This is a genomic window from Geobacter argillaceus (genome assembly GCF_007830735.1).
Lineage (GTDB): Bacteria > Desulfobacterota > Desulfuromonadia > Geobacterales > DSM-12255 > Geomobilibacter > Geomobilibacter argillaceus.
On record NZ_VLLN01000016.1, the window covers coordinates 40,050 to 53,997 of the forward strand.

12 protein-coding genes and 1 tRNA gene are annotated in these 13,948 nt (G+C 60.2%); 5 read left to right on the forward strand and 8 right to left on the reverse strand.

The annotated features are described in order from the left end of the window. Window positions 1–6: 6 nt before the first annotated feature. The 8 genes from JN12_RS13000 to JN12_RS13035 form a co-directional block, all read right to left on the reverse strand. Window positions 7–92 (reverse strand) — tRNA-Leu (locus JN12_RS13000). 74 nt (window positions 93–166) lie between these two features. Next, window positions 167–625, reverse strand: a complete 459-nt coding sequence (gene smpB, locus JN12_RS13005; protein WP_145023397.1) for an SsrA-binding protein SmpB — start codon at window positions 623–625, stop codon at window positions 167–169. Between the two features lie 52 nt (window positions 626–677). Beyond that, window positions 678–1,916 carry an amidohydrolase family protein gene (locus JN12_RS13010; protein WP_145023399.1) on the reverse strand — a complete coding sequence of 413 codons (1,239 nt, stop codon included), beginning with the start codon at window positions 1,914–1,916 and terminating at the stop codon, window positions 678–680. Window positions 1,917–2,237: 321 nt separating this feature from the next. Continuing rightward, window positions 2,238–3,914, reverse strand: coding sequence for a pyridoxal-dependent aspartate 1-decarboxylase PanP (gene panP / locus JN12_RS13015; RefSeq protein ID WP_145023401.1), 1,677 nt, complete (start codon window positions 3,912–3,914; stop codon window positions 2,238–2,240). A gap of 96 nt (window positions 3,915–4,010) precedes the next feature. After that, window positions 4,011–4,862: a pantoate--beta-alanine ligase gene (panC, locus tag JN12_RS13020; protein ID WP_145023403.1), complete on the reverse strand. Its 852-nt coding sequence runs from the start codon at window positions 4,860–4,862 to the stop codon at window positions 4,011–4,013. 12 nt (window positions 4,863–4,874) lie between these two features. Further along, complete coding sequence (gene panB / locus JN12_RS13025) at window positions 4,875–5,678, reverse strand: 3-methyl-2-oxobutanoate hydroxymethyltransferase (RefSeq protein WP_145023405.1); 804 nt, start codon at window positions 5,676–5,678, stop codon at window positions 4,875–4,877. Window positions 5,679–5,918: 240 nt separating this feature from the next. After that, window positions 5,919–7,910, reverse strand: a complete 1,992-nt coding sequence (locus JN12_RS13030; RefSeq protein ID WP_145023407.1) for a methyl-accepting chemotaxis protein — start codon at window positions 7,908–7,910, stop codon at window positions 5,919–5,921. Window positions 7,911–8,074: 164 nt separating this feature from the next. Continuing rightward, entirely contained in the window at window positions 8,075–9,166 is a 1,092-nt protein-coding gene (locus tag JN12_RS13035) for a 6-phosphofructokinase (protein ID WP_145023409.1), read from the reverse strand. Window positions 9,167–9,379: 213 nt separating this feature from the next. On the opposite strand from JN12_RS13035, the gene JN12_RS20505 reads away from it, so the two are divergent. From JN12_RS20505 to JN12_RS13055, 5 genes are read left to right on the forward strand one after another with little or no spacing between them, the layout of a single operon-like run. Beyond that, on the forward strand, window positions 9,380–9,556 hold the full coding sequence (locus JN12_RS20505; RefSeq protein WP_170241918.1) for a hypothetical protein: 177 nt from the start codon (window positions 9,380–9,382) through the stop codon (window positions 9,554–9,556). Window positions 9,557–9,567: 11 nt separating this feature from the next. Then, complete coding sequence (locus tag JN12_RS13040; RefSeq protein WP_145023411.1) at window positions 9,568–10,506, forward strand: AAA family ATPase; 939 nt, start codon at window positions 9,568–9,570, stop codon at window positions 10,504–10,506. A gap of 32 nt (window positions 10,507–10,538) precedes the next feature. Continuing rightward, window positions 10,539–11,369: a DUF58 domain-containing protein gene (locus tag JN12_RS13045; protein ID WP_246125861.1), complete on the forward strand. Its 831-nt coding sequence runs from the start codon at window positions 10,539–10,541 to the stop codon at window positions 11,367–11,369. Continuing rightward, window positions 11,356–13,290: a transglutaminase family protein gene (locus JN12_RS13050; protein ID WP_145023415.1), complete on the forward strand. Its 1,935-nt coding sequence runs from the start codon at window positions 11,356–11,358 to the stop codon at window positions 13,288–13,290. The genes JN12_RS13045 and JN12_RS13050 overlap by 14 nt, the downstream gene beginning before the upstream one ends. Before the next feature lie 39 nt (window positions 13,291–13,329). Beyond that, window positions 13,330–13,878 carry a gamma carbonic anhydrase family protein gene (locus JN12_RS13055; RefSeq protein ID WP_145023417.1) on the forward strand — a complete coding sequence of 183 codons (549 nt, stop codon included), beginning with the start codon at window positions 13,330–13,332 and terminating at the stop codon, window positions 13,876–13,878. The last annotated feature ends 70 nt before the right edge of the window (window positions 13,879–13,948 follow it).

Below are 13,948 nucleotides of genomic sequence, written 5' to 3' on the forward strand. Positions count from 1 at the left end.
ATCTACTGGTGCGGGCGGGGAGACTCGAACTCCCACGTGCGTGACACGCCAGATCCTAAGTCTGGTCCGTCTACCAATTCCGGCACGCCCGCAAATCGTCTGGAGGGATTTTATAGCATGCGCTGCCCGTGGAGACAAGGGCCAAAGAGCCACCCGTGACGAAGTGCTACCCCCGGTGTCGCTCCTTCAAGGCCTGGGCAACCTCACGCTTCTGCTCCTTCTTCTTCAGATCCTCCCGCTTGTCGTGGAGTTTCTTACCTTTCGCCAGTCCCAGCTCGACTTTGACCTTGCCATCCTTGAAGTAGAGGCGAAGCGGAATCAGGGTGTACCCCTGCTCACGAATTTGGCTGAAGAGGCGGATGATTTCCTTCTTGTGCAGCAAAAGCTTGCGCATCCGGTCGGGATCGTGGTTCTCCCGGTTGCCGAAGTCGTAGGGAGAGATGTGCAGGTTGTGCAGGTAGGCCTCACCGTCCCGCACCATGGCAAAGGCATCGCCGAGGTTTGCCTTTCCCATGCGCAGCGACTTGACCTCGGTCCCCTGCAGGACAATGCCGGCCTCGGCCCGTTCTTCGATGAAATATTCGTGGAAGGCCTTTTTGTTTGTACAGATCAGCTTTTCGCCCATGGGCGCATACTAGCAGAGGGGCAAAAGAAATGGCAACCGTTTTACTGATGGCTCAAAGTTCCTCCCCGGCGCAGAACACATGTTCGAGCTGACTCTGGCCGATGATGCCGGTGTAGAGGCTATCGGCGGTAACGGCCGGGGGAGCGGTCACCACCAGGAAGTCGGCCCGCTTGCCGATCTCGATCGATCCGACTTCATGCGCCAGTCTCAGTGCGTGGGCGCCGCCAAGCGTCGCCATGGCCAGGACCTCGGCAGGTGAAAACAGCGGCTGCCGGTCGAGAAGAAAGCGCATTTCATCCCACAGGGAGAGAGAGTCGTTGCTGGCCAGTGAGTCGGTGCCAAGTGCCAGGGGAATCCCGGCCTTTTTCAACAGGGCTGCCGGCGCCGTACCGACAGCCAGGCGCTCGTTGCTCCTCGGGCAGAGAACTACCGCAACTCCGCGCCGGGCAAGGATATCCGCATCTGACGGAGTGATTTGCACCGCGTGCACTGCCGTCATGTTGGCATCAAGCAGTTCGAGGGCATCGAGGAACGCTGTTGGCGTTGTATGCCGGGGGGCAGGCAGATAGTCCTCCCAACCGGCAAAGGGGTAGATCTGCTCGGCCAGGTCACCGGTCGTATCATGAAAGAACCGGAGCTCTTCCTGGGATTCGGCCAGGTGGGTCATGAGGGGGACGCCCAACTCCTTCCCCATAGCGGCTAAGCGGCTGAAAAACGGCCCCACGACAGTATGGGGGGCGTGGGGAGAAATCCCCGGCAGCAGACGGCCAGACGGGAAACTCGTCAACGCCTCGTACAGATCGGCGGCCAGACGGGCACAGCGTGCCGGCTCCATACCGAGCGCCTCGAAGAAAATCCGCCCCCCCAGGGCAGATGTCGTGTAGTGGGGCAGCAGGGAGCGTTCCGAGAGGATCTCCCCCACGGTCGTGGTGCCGGTTTCCAGACACTTGGCAATCCCTTCGGCAACCGAATGGGCGAGCTCGGTTGCCGTCAGCCCCCGCCGGATCTTGATGACCTGCATGATCCAGTCGGCATAGGTCCGCGGCATGTAGTGCAGCCCTTTGCGGATCTTCCAGGCAGGGAAGTGGGTCAGTTCCAGATGGGTGTGGGCATTCACCAGCCCCGGCATGATGACCCCGCCGGGGAAATCCCGCACCGGCCCCGGCCAGGTCCTGCGCAGTTCGGCAAGGGGGCCGACAGCGGCAATGCGGCCGTTTTCCACGACCATTGCCCCCCCGGTCATCGGGGGGCTGGCAACAGAGAGAAGGCAGGAAGCGGCAAAAATCTGCATCGTTGGCCTCGTTCACTGGTTTCGAATCAGCACCTCGCTCCATTGTAGCAGGCAATAAGAAAAGGGCAAAAGCCGCACGGCCTTTGCCCTTCATAAGAATTAGTGCTGTCCGGTCAGGAAATTGCTGCACAGCTTTGAAGCCCCGTTAGGGGCGCTCGCCGGTAGCCGGGGGATTCATCCCCCGGATCTGTTGCAAATATATCTCTGCGTCACGTACGTGACGAGCGTGGCATTTTGCCAAGATGACCGGGGAATAAATTCCCCGGCTACCGGCATTCTGTCCTTTAGGCCTTTTGGGTCCGAAGGGACGTAGGCAAGAGCTTACGCAGACGCTGCTGGTCGACAAGGGACAGCTTCCTCTATTCCGGCACAGAGTTCCTCAACCTGCTGCAGCAAGGTTTGTATCTCCGGCTGTTGCACGATCTCGCACTGTTCAGCCAGGACCGCCGCCAAAATCTCATTGGTCGTCAGCGGGTTGGCCAGCACGACGCGCAGAACGGTGAGTTCCTCACCATAGTGCGCCATAGCCAGCCTCGTCCGGGAGACAAAGGATTTCCCCGCTTCCCGCTGATATTTCTGCAAGAGCTGGCTGACCTGGTCAAGGAGAGCATTGATGTCGGCGCGCTGCGCAGCAGTTGCTCCGGCCAAGGACTGCTGCACTTTGAGCGGACAGTAGCGGTAGGTGAGGATATTCAGCTCCGGTTCGCTGGTCAGTTCGAAATCGGGATGTTGCCGGATCATGTCGGCAAAGGTTCGCGCCCGCTCGATCCCCATATCGATGAGGAGCTCATACCCTTTGCGACCGATGATCGAAAACCCGGCATGAACCAGCATTGACATCCCCGGTCGCGACCCTTCAAGGGTATGGCTGCCGAGGTCCTTGGAACCAAGACGGAGAATATAATTGGCGTGATGTTCAATCGCCGACAGGGCGGTGGGATCTTTAAAGACGACCATCCCCGCCCCCATCGGCACATACAGCTGCTTGTGCCCATCGATGGTAACCGAATCGGCCCGCTCGATACCGGCGAGCAGGGAACGGTAACGGTCGGAAAAGAGGGTCGGCCCTCCCCAGGCAGCATCGACATGAAAATGGCAGCCGAGCTCCTGGGCGAAATCGGCCATCGCCTCCAGCGGGTCGACGTTGCCGGTTTCGGTCGTCCCGGCGATGCCGACCAGTGCCAGCGGGAGAATGTTCCGGTCCTGCAAGCGCCGGCATTCTTCTCTCAAGAGCTTCATATCGATGCGGTTATGTGCATCGGTCTTCACCTTGAGCAGGTTGTCCCGGCCGAGACCGAGGAGGTCGGCGACCTTGCCGAAAGAATAGTGTCCGCGCTCGGAGACGAGGAAGGCAATCCCGTCAGCTCCGCGATGTTTCAGAGCACTGGCCAACCCCTCCTGGGCAATGCCACGGAAAGCGCCATCCGGCGCGAAGAGGCGGTTTCGCGCCACCCACAGCGCCGTGGTATTGGCGATGGTGCCGCCGGAGCAGAAGGCCCCCAGGGCATGCTGGCTGTTGTGAATCCATGGGGGATAGAAGTCGTCGTCGCGGCGATAGACCAGGTGATGGAGCATGGCAAGAACCTGCCGCTCCATCGGCGTAAAGGCCTTGGAGGTCTCCACCTTGACCACATTCTGGTTGAGAGCGGTCATGAGGCGCGCCATGGGAAGCATGAAGTAGGGGAGCGCCGAGGTCATGTGACCGACAAAGCCGGGGGCAGCGGTATGGACCGACTGGGCGACGAGGTTCTCCTTGACGAATTCGGTATATTCGGAGACGTAGGTCGGTTCTTCAGGGATGGTGAAGGAGGAGAAATCTGCTTCGATCTCTTCGAGGTTGCGTTCAATGGCAACGATATGGGTCTGCAAAAAGCCGGTGACATCGCCGGTAATCGCCTGGTCGATAGCGCCGAGGGTCGAGTCGGGCGCTTCCGGCACGGTAAAGATCCGGTAAAGGTTTTCCAGATTGGCGCGGGCTACGTCACGATTTTTTGGCATGGTCGTTTAACCTTCGGGTTAGTGGTCGTCGAGTGACCGACTGGCGGACGTATACGTAAGAAAGCACGGATCTCGGGGACGAACCTTTCTGAAAAATCAGTCATCCTCGCCAAGCACGCAGTTGTCGATCAGTCTGGTGGTTCCTATCTTCACCGCCAGGGCCAGCAGGGTCTGATCATCGGCAATGGCGACCTCCTGCAGGGTTGTCCCATGGCGAAATTCCACATAATCGATCACCGGGGTCTGCTCGGCCTCAATGGCTGCGATGACCAGTTGCCGCAACGTGGCCACGTTCCTTTCGCCGGCCCGATAGGCCGTGCGGACCGCGCCCAGCCCCCTGCTGAGGCAGAGGGCCTTTAGCCGCTCGTCGGGTGAGAGGTAGGCGTTCCGGGAACTCATTGCCAGACCGTCCGGCTCCCGGATAATCGGCATCCCGACAATTGTCACCGGCATGTTCAGATCGATGACCATCTGCCTGATCACCGCCAGTTGCTGGAAATCCTTTTTGCCGAAAAACGCGACCGTCGGCTGGACGATGTTGAACAGCTTGCAGACCACGGTGGTCACTCCCCGAAAATGTCCGGGCCGGCTGGCGCCACAGAGGGGAAGACTGATCTCTTCCACGTTCACGTAGGTCTGGAATCCCGGCGGGTAGATATCCTCGGCCGAAGGGAGAAAGAGGAGGTCCACTCCGGCGGCCTCGGCGATCCTGGTGTCACGCGCCAGGTCCCGGGGATAGGTGGAAAGATCCTCGCCGCGACCGAACTGGGTCGGGTTGACGAAGATGCTGGCAACCAGCAGTTCTCCCTTGCCCCGCCCGGCCCGCATCAGGGAGGCATGGCCATCATGGAGATACCCCATGGTCGGCACCAGGGCGATCTCTTCTCCTGCCCGCCGTACCGCCAGGGCCATCTCCTGCATCTGACCGACTGATTCGATGATCTGCATAACTCAGGTTTCTCAGTTGAATGAATGTTCTTCGCCGGGGAACGTCCCACCCTTCACCTCGGCGATGTAGTTCTGAACCGCGCCGGCTATCAGGGCCTGGGCATCGGCGTACCGTTTGACGAACTTGGGGGAATATTTCTCGCAGAGCCCCAGAATATCGTGGATGACCAGCACCTGGCCGTCACAGTGGGGACCGGCACCGATGCCGATGGTGGGGATGGTGAGCTCGTTGGTGATGCGCTGGCCGAGTTTCTGGGGTATCCCCTCCAGAACCACGGCAAAGGCACCGGCCTCCTGAACCGCCACGGCATCCTCCAGGAGCCGGCTGGCCTGCTCCTCTTTTTTACCCTGGACCCGATAGCCGCCCATCCGGTGAATCGACTGCGGGGTAAGTCCGATGTGGGCCATGACCGGAATATCCATGGCCACGATGGCCCGGATGGTCTCGGCCATATTGGCGCCCCCCTCGATCTTGACCGCTGCGGCCCCGCCGTCCTTGATCAGGCGACCGGCATTGATGCGGGCCTCGCGCAGGTCGGTCTGATAGGAAAGAAACGGCATATCGGCAACCACCAGGGCCTTCGGTTCAGCCCGTACCACGGCCCGCGTATGGTAGATCATCTCCTCCATGGTGACCGGCAGGGTATTCTCGTAACCCGATACTACGACGCCCAATGAATCACCGATCAGCATCACGTCGATGCCGCAGTGATCCATGATCCGGGCCGTTGGGTAGTCATAGCAGGTGAGGACGGAGATCTTCTCGCCGTCCGCCTTCATCTTCTGAATATCAAGAACCGTCGTTCGTTTATTCACGTTACCTGCTCCCCAAAATGGTATAGGCGCCTTCCCGAACGGAAAGACGCCTTATGACCTGACACGGGTAACCCGCGAAGTTGTCGTGGTGACTTTTCCGTCCCGGCTTCATCACGAAATCCAGGCGGTATGTAGTGTATGTCCATCCGTGCAGTTGTGGCTCCACTCTTACGTAGCAGGCCCTGTCACGCGATGGACATTAACTATCACGATAAAACAACGGTTGTCTACACTTTTATTCTACACGGAAACCTTCCGGATCATCTCCAGTTCCTTCACCACCGTGGCCCCTTCCTGCTGGCGCTTCTCCAGGCTGGTAAAGATATTATCCACCACGCCCCCCACCGCGTCCACGGTCCGCTTGCTCTCGGTACCACTTTCCACCTGGCGGGCAGTGGCAGCCACCACCCCCTGAACCATCAACTTGATGTTATCCACGGCCAGGGCGATGTTTCTGGCGGAGTTCGCCTGTTCCTTGGAGACGTTGAACAGTTGCGAGGTCATGGAACTCACGTCTTCCATGGACTGGGTGACCAACTGCACGCTCGTCGCCTGCTCCTCGGTTGCCATCTTGATCTCTTCGGTCATCTCCATCGCCTCTGAGGCACTGTCGATGATGGCCTGCAGGGCTGCTCCGGTTTCGCTGCCGTGATGAACCCCTTTTTGTACCAGATCCTTGGTCAGTGTGATGTTACTGGAGGCATTCTTGGATTCGGTCATGATCTCGTCGATGATGTCGGTGATTTCACCGGTCGACAGGCCGGTTTGGAGGGAGAGGTTGCGGATTTCATCCGCCACGACACCGAAGCTCTTGCCGTACTCACCGGCCTGGGCAGCAATTATGGACGCATTCAGTGCCAGGAGGTTGGTCCGCTTGGTAATATCGTTGATGACGTTGACTATGCTCTCGATCCGGCTGCTGTTTTCGCTCAGCCGCTTGATCCCGTTATAGGAGAGGTCGACGGCATGCTGTATATCGGCCAGGGCCTTTACCGTCTCATCAACGACCCTCCGCCCTTCGTCTGCCCGCTCCTTGACCTGGCGGGAGAGATGATGGGAAACAGCTGTATTCTGCTCGACATTCTTGAGAGATGCGTTGATCTCCTCCATGGCTGCCGCAGCCTTGTATGACGTTTCCGTCAGGCCATCGAGATTATGGGTCACCTGCTCGATGGCCTGGTAGATTTCTCCGGTCGCGGTGCTGGTCTCCTCAACCGAACGCATGACTCCCTCTGCAGCCTCTGCTATATGGGACGAATTCTCGTTAACCGAATCGACCGCAGCTTTCATGTTGAAGATATGGCGGATGCAGTCGGGCTGGGTCTTGAGGATTTCCGAAAAAGAGCGGTCCAGTTCACGAATAAGGGTGTCGATGGCCATGAGGAGGTTGATCTTATTGATGGCCGAAGCCACCTGATCGGCAAAAAGCTTGATTGTGTCAACGTCGGTGTCATTCAAACGGCGATGGCTGAACTTGTTGTCTATGCCGAAGATACCAACCGACTCCCCTTTCACGACTATTGGACAGACGACAAAACTCGACGAGCGAAGCGGCGCTATGTCACGGCATGGAGGCTGCATCTGAAACTCTTCCGACATTGTCGCTATATCGTCCACCAGATAGATTCGTTTGTCCTGGAAGCACTTGAAAAGCACGCCGCTGCGTGCATCCAGCGGGATGCTCACCCCCCGGATGTCGAAGTCATCACTCCCGGTGGCCGTGACAAAGGAGAGTGATGACCGCTCCTTGTCCGCCATGAAGATATTCACCCGTTCATAGCCAAGGACGTCATGCAGTCCCTCGGCGCAGAGATACAGCACCTCGTCAAGGTCAACCGATTTCTGGATCTTGCTGCTGATCAGGTGAAAGTTTTTAATGTTATTGTCGAGCACCCGGTAGCGGTTTTCGAACAGTTCCTTCTGGGTCGCGACCTCGCGGTGAAGAGTGTCCAGCTCGCTGGCCCTGATCGTCAGTTCGTCGCTCGCCTTACCGATAAAATACCCCAAGACCCCCATCACGACAGCGGTCCCGACCCCCATGTAGCTATACAGGACAACGTTGTAAGCGTTCTTCGTAAAATCGGAAATAATCTGCCCATAAATAGGCAGGGACGAATCATAGAAGAAGATCAAACGGATTACCGTCCATGCCACCGGCGCGCCGACTCCAAGGACGATCCCCAGGATGGCATAGAGGAACTTATGATTTACACTAACCGAATCGCTCTTCAAAGGAACACCCTCCGCTTTTTTGAACGGCTGCCAGCGTCTCTGCCGCCTCACACCCGGCCATCTGGCCGGTTATGAAAAAAACCCAATTGATGTACTCTATGTCAGCCGGTAGATCTTGTCAATCAGCCGGTTACAATTCCGACCCGCATCAAAAATCAGTACCACTAACGCCCCAACATGATCCCCAACTGCTCGGCGTAGCGCACCATCTGCCCGTGCGGATTGACCAGCTTGAGCCGGCGGACAGCCTTTTCAATGGCAACCGAGCGGATTTCCCGCCCTTTGAGACAGGCCATTTGGCCGAAGTCACCTTGAGCGATCAGTTCGACGGCCTTGACGCCGAACATGCTGCCGAGACAACGATCAAAGGTCGAGGGTGAGCCCCCCCGCTGCAGGTGGCCCAAAACTGTCACCCTGGTATCCATCTCCAGGCAGGAAGCGATCTCTCGGGCCACGTAATCGCCGATTCCGCCGAGGCGTTCCACCGCTCCCCCTTCTCTGCCGGGGACCTTCACTACCCGCGACCCCTTTTTCGGATACGCCCCTTCCGCAGCCACCACAATGCTGAAACGGCTCCCCCGCTGTCGTCGTTCATCAATTGAGCGGCAGATGTCAGGTATACGGAACGGTATCTCGGGAATCAAAATGACATCCGCGCCACCGGAAATCCCGGACTCCAGCGCAATCCAACCGGCATAGCGTCCCATCACCTCCAGAATCATTACCCGATGATGGCTTTCCGCCGTGGAATGGAGCTTGTCCAGGGCATCCGTTGCCGTCTCCAGGGCGGTATTGTAGCCGAAGGTAACGTCGGTCTCCATCAGATCGTTATCGATTGTCTTGGGAACGGCGACTATCTTCACCCCTTTCCTGGCCAGTTGCAGGCCGATATTGAGTGAGCCGTCGCCGCCAACCACTACCAGGGCGTCGATACCCAGCAAACGGATATTTTCCACCACCCGGTCGGAGATGTCCACCACCTCTGTCCTGCCATTCCGTTCCACCGGGTGGGAAAAGGGGTTACCCCGGTTCGTGGAACCGAGAATCGTCCCCCCCCGGGGGAGGATTCCCCTGACCGTTTCCGGACAAAGGGGACGACACTTTTCGGCAGGACTGAGCAGACCGTCAAAACCGTCCTCGATCCCGACCACCTCCCAGCCGTAACGGATGGTCGCCCCCTTGACCACCGCCCTGATGACGGCATTGAGACCGGGGCAATCCCCCCCGCCCGTCAGTATGCCAATCCTCTTGCCCATATCCCCTCCGGAATATTCCATTAACGCTCATCACACATTGCCGAGACCGTCTATTCACCTGTCGACCATCCCCCTTTCAAACTTTAGAATCCACACGCGGATCGACCGATTTACTATAACGCCTATGACCTGATCTGCAACGCCCGTTACTTGCGATCCGGCAAGGTCTCGGGTATGTTTAAAATGTTTAATCACCTCACTGGGGTAAGGAACGTGACCGGCAGTCATCACAAAGTTGTTGCCCTGATCGCATCGGCCGCCACGCAGCAGATATCGAGCTCCATTGCCGCCATCACCGATACCACAGATCCGGATTCGACCATGGAACGGCTCGACGCCGAAGCCGAATTACTCCGGCAGAAGCTTGCCCGCTTCAAGACGGAAGCGTAAACGAGGTACCAATGCCCCTCTCCGGACGACATGAACTCCTGCAGGCCATTCAGCAGCTGACCCGGAAGCACCTCCATGGCAAGGAGCGGCCCTTGCGCCTCGCCATGGTGGCACTCCTGAGCGGCGGTCATATCCTGTTGGAAGATATCCCCGGCCTCGGCAAGACCACCATGGCTCTGGCCCTGGCCAACGCCCTGGGGCTCACCTTTGGCAGGATTCAGTGCACCAGCGACCTCCTCCCCTCCGATATCACCGGCCTGTCGGTGTTCAACCGGGAAACCAGCGCGTTCACCTTTGTCAGAGGTCCGATCTTCAGCCATATCCTTTTGATCGACGAGGTGAACCGGGCCATGCCCAAGACCCAGAGTGCCCTCCTGGAGGCGATGGAGGAACGGCAGGTAACCGTGGAAGGGACCACCTACCCCCTGCCCGAACCGTTCCTGGTCATTGCCACCCAGAATCCGACCGAACAGGTCGGCACCTATCCGCTGCCCGAATCCCAGATGGACCGGTTCCTGGTGAGAACCGGCATGGGGTACCCCCCGCCGGACGTGGAAAAGGAGATCATTCAATCCGGCAGCATCAGGGAAACCCTGCGCCACATCCCCACCATGGTCACGGCCGCCGAGATCCTGGCAGCCCGGGCAGCCGTGGCCGGCATCACCATTGCCCCAACCGTGGTAGACTACATTTACCGTGTCGTTGCCGCCACCCGCGAGCACCCGCAGGTGCAGACCGGCATCTCCACCCGCGGCGCCATCAACCTGGCCGAAGCGGCCAAGGTCCGGGCCTACCTGGCGGGAAGGGAGTTCGTCATCCCGGAAGACGTGCAGGAGATGGTGGTGCCGGTTTCGGCCCACCGCCTGGTACTCGGGGGAGAGCTGGAAAACCCTGACAAGGAGCAGTTACTACGCGCAATCGTCGCCACCATACCGGTTCCCCGGTCATAGCCATAACCCGTGCGGGCGGTTTTTTCGTCGCAATGACCTTACTGCTGGGGTTTGCCGCCGTCAATACCGGCAACAACCTCCTCTTTCTGATCGTCTCCGCCATGCTCGGCTTCATGGCCACCAGCGGCGTTCTGGGATGGCTGAACATCCGCGGCATCGAGGCACGCCTCACGCTCCCCCGGGAGATCTATTGCGCCACCCCCTGTACCGCCACCCTGGACCTGACCAGCCGACGCCTGCTCCTCCCCTCGTTTATCCTCAGGGTATCGGTCATGTCCGGCACCGGGACCCTGCTGGCCCTTCCCCGGCACGCTACGTCCCGGCTCGCCATCCCGCTCGTCTTTCCGGCACGCGGCAAGGGGAGCATCGACCACCTGCAGTTGGCTTCTCGCTTCCCGGTCGGCTTCTTTGTCCGTTCCCGGCCGGTCCCACTCATGACCCCGTACCTGGTCTTTCCCGCACCAATCAAGTACCCACTCCCGAGCAGCGGCGACGAACAGGGGTACCGCGGCGAGCACCGGACCGCCAGCCGCGGCTCAAACGGCGACCTTGAGCGGATCGGCGACTACAGCGGCCGGGAACCGCTCAAGCTGATCCACTGGCGCCTTTCCGCCCGTCACGGGAGCCTGAAGGTGAAGGAATTCGCCGCCACCGGCGCCGATCCGCTCACGCTCGATCTGAAACAACTCCCGGTCGAAACCAGGGAGGAGATCCTCGGCCGAGCCGTCTACCTGGTGAATCGACTGATACGGGCACACCGCCCCATCGGCCTGACGCTGCCCCACAGGGTGATCCCACCGGCAGCGGACCAGGCCCATCGTTTACGGCTACTACGGGAGCTGGCGCTCTATGGTACGGATTGAGACCATCCTCCAGTTCCTGATTGCCGGTGTCGCCCTCCTGGGCTTCATCCCGCTCGCGCCGTGGCTCGATCGCCTGCCCATGGTTCTCGTCCCCTTCGCCCTTGTCTGGGGACTCTATGCGCACCGATGGGGAAAGCCCATTCCCGGCCGCATGGCAACCCCGCTCGCCATCATCATCTTTTTCCTCTATGCAATCAGGGTGAGCCCGACCAACCTGGTGGCACCGGCCGCCAACCTGCTGGCACTGCTCCTGGCCGTACGCCTGGCCACCCCGCGATCGGCGCGGCACCATCTGCAGATCATTGCCCTGGCCATCTTCTGTCTGGCCGCCTCCTCCCTCTTCAGCCTCGATGCCACATTCCTGGTCTGCCTGGTGCTCCAGCTGATCCTGGCAGCCGTCTCCCTGGTGTTCCTGACCGTGGCCGACACGGCATCCGATACCGCGTTCGGCCCCGGTCAGCTCCGCACCCTCATTGCCTCGGCCCTGGTACTGCCCCTGGCCACGGCACCGCTCATGGCCCTGTTCTTCCTCATCCTCCCCAGGACCCAGTTCCCGCTCTGGAACGCCCTGGCCGGCGCATCAGCCGGAGCGACCACGGGGCTCAGCGAGCATATCGCCCCCGGTTCGAGCGCCACCATCGCCGAAAACCGGGTAGTCGCCTTCCGGGCCGCCATGCCGGCACAGGACCCCGAACGGCTCTACTGGCGCGGCATCGTACTGAACAGCTTCGACGGCACCGCCTGGGTACGCAAGTCCCCGCCACCGGAAATGCCGGCCATCCCGGCACCGGGAAGCATTACCCAGGAGATCTACCTCGAAGGGATACGCTCCCCGGTCCTGCCGACCCTGAATATCCCACGGCAACTGACCGGCATGCGGGTGCAGGCCTCGCCGGACCTGGTCTTCCGCCCCGCCGCAGCCGGCCGGGGAACACTCCGCTACAGCGTCACGTCGGTCCTGCTGGATGCGGTTGCGGTGCCCCGGGGCATCGACCGGACGTTCTATCGCCAGCTCCCCCCTGCCCTGCCCCCACGGCTCAAAGAAACCGGCAGGCGGATCGCTCGTGAGGCAACCGGGGACGAGCACGCCCTGGCACTGGTGGAGCAGTTCTTCAGGCAGCAAAAGATCAGCTACGGCACCACCGGACTCCCCACCGGGCCGACTGCCCTGGATCTCTTCCTCTTTGAAAAGCGAACGGGGCACTGCGAGTTCTTTGCCACCTCCTGCGCCCTGCTCCTGCGGCAGGCAGGGGTACCGGCCCGGCTGGTGGGCGGTTATCTGGGAGGCACCTACAACGACCTCGGCCAATACTACGTGGTAACCGAGGACCGGGCGCACGTCTGGGTGGAGCTGTTCATCGAGGGACGCGGCTGGGTGACCGTTGACCCGAGCCGCTGGGCGGTCAACTTCACCCAGGCACGGATCGCTCCTCCCCCGGGGTTCCTGAAACGGATCGCCCTGATCCTGGACACCGGCAGCTACTACTGGAACGTGACGGTCATCAACTACGACCTGGAGCGGCAATTCTCCACGGCCAACCGTCTGGTCACCATGTCGCGTGGCCTTCGTCTCACCGGTCCGGGCAGATGGATCTGGCCGGTGCTTTTGTCAGGAGCGACACTGCTCCTGATGCCGTTTCTCACGAGGCAGTACCGGACCAGCCGCGAGGAACGCCTGGTGCGCAAGGTCCTAGCCCGGGTCCGGCGGGTCTACGGTATCGTCCCGACCCCGGACACCGGGCTCCATGCCCTAGCCGGAGAGTTCAACGACCCGGCCCTGTGCGAACTGGTGGAGCGCTACGGCGCCATCGTCTTCCAGGGCCGCCGGTTAAACCGCCGGGAAGCATCACGCCTGCGACAGCTCTGCCGACAGATCGGCAGACGAAAAAAGGGGTTGCAGAGTAACGAGGAGTGTGATTAATGGTGGCTGTTACCACCATTCACGTCGAAGGAGAACCCCATGATCAAGCGATTCAAGGGTATCGCGCCAGCCATCGACCCGACCGCATTCATTGCCGAAACGGCCGTCATCATCGGCGACGTCACCATCGGCCCCGAAAGCAGCATCTGGTATAACGTCGTGGTCCGGGGGGATGTCAATCATATCAGAATCGGCAGCAGGACCAACATCCAGGACCTGACCATGCTGCACGTGACCCACCGGAAACATGCCGACGATCCGGGGGCGCCCCTCGTCATCGGCAACAACGTAACCGTTGGCCACAGTGTCACCCTGCACGGCTGCACCATCGAGGACGGCGCCTTTATCGGCATGCAGGCCATCGTCATGGACAAGGTAGTCGTCGGCACCGGGGCACTGGTGGGGGCACGGGCACTGGTAACCGAGGGGACGGTCATTCCTCCGCACACCCTCTGGGTCGGGGCACCGGCTCAATACAAGCGGGACCTGAATCCGGATGAACGGGCCTGGCTGGAGCGCTCGGCCGGCAACTACGTCGCGTATTCACGGGAGTTCCTGGAGGACGGGGAACCGACCCGAATCCCTTGACAGCCTGCCGTCTTTCCATTACGTTACACACGCAAATCATTCCCAACCAGTTCGGGGATTCCGGCATATC

Bases quoted from the DNA above. Each gene is read 5' to 3' on its own strand.
- smpB (WP_145023397.1), bottom strand. From the start codon at position 625: ATGGGCGAAAAGCTGATCTGTACAAACAAAAAGGCCTTCCACGAATAT.
- JN12_RS13010 (WP_145023399.1), bottom strand. From the start codon at position 1,916: ATGCAGATTTTTGCCGCTTCCTGCCTTCTCTCTGTTGCCAGCCCCCCG.
- panP (WP_145023401.1), bottom strand. From the start codon at position 3,914: ATGCCAAAAAATCGTGACGTAGCCCGCGCCAATCTGGAAAACCTTTAC.
- panC (WP_145023403.1), bottom strand. From the start codon at position 4,862: ATGCAGATCATCGAATCAGTCGGTCAGATGCAGGAGATGGCCCTGGCG.
- JN12_RS13035 (WP_145023409.1), bottom strand. From the start codon at position 9,166: ATGGGCAAGAGGATTGGCATACTGACGGGCGGGGGGGATTGCCCCGGT.
- JN12_RS13040 (WP_145023411.1), top strand. From the start codon at position 9,568: ATGCCCCTCTCCGGACGACATGAACTCCTGCAGGCCATTCAGCAGCTG.
- JN12_RS13045 (WP_246125861.1), top strand. From the start codon at position 10,539: ATGACCTTACTGCTGGGGTTTGCCGCCGTCAATACCGGCAACAACCTC.
- JN12_RS13050 (WP_145023415.1), top strand. From the start codon at position 11,356: ATGGTACGGATTGAGACCATCCTCCAGTTCCTGATTGCCGGTGTCGCC.
- JN12_RS13055 (WP_145023417.1), top strand. From the start codon at position 13,330: ATGATCAAGCGATTCAAGGGTATCGCGCCAGCCATCGACCCGACCGCA.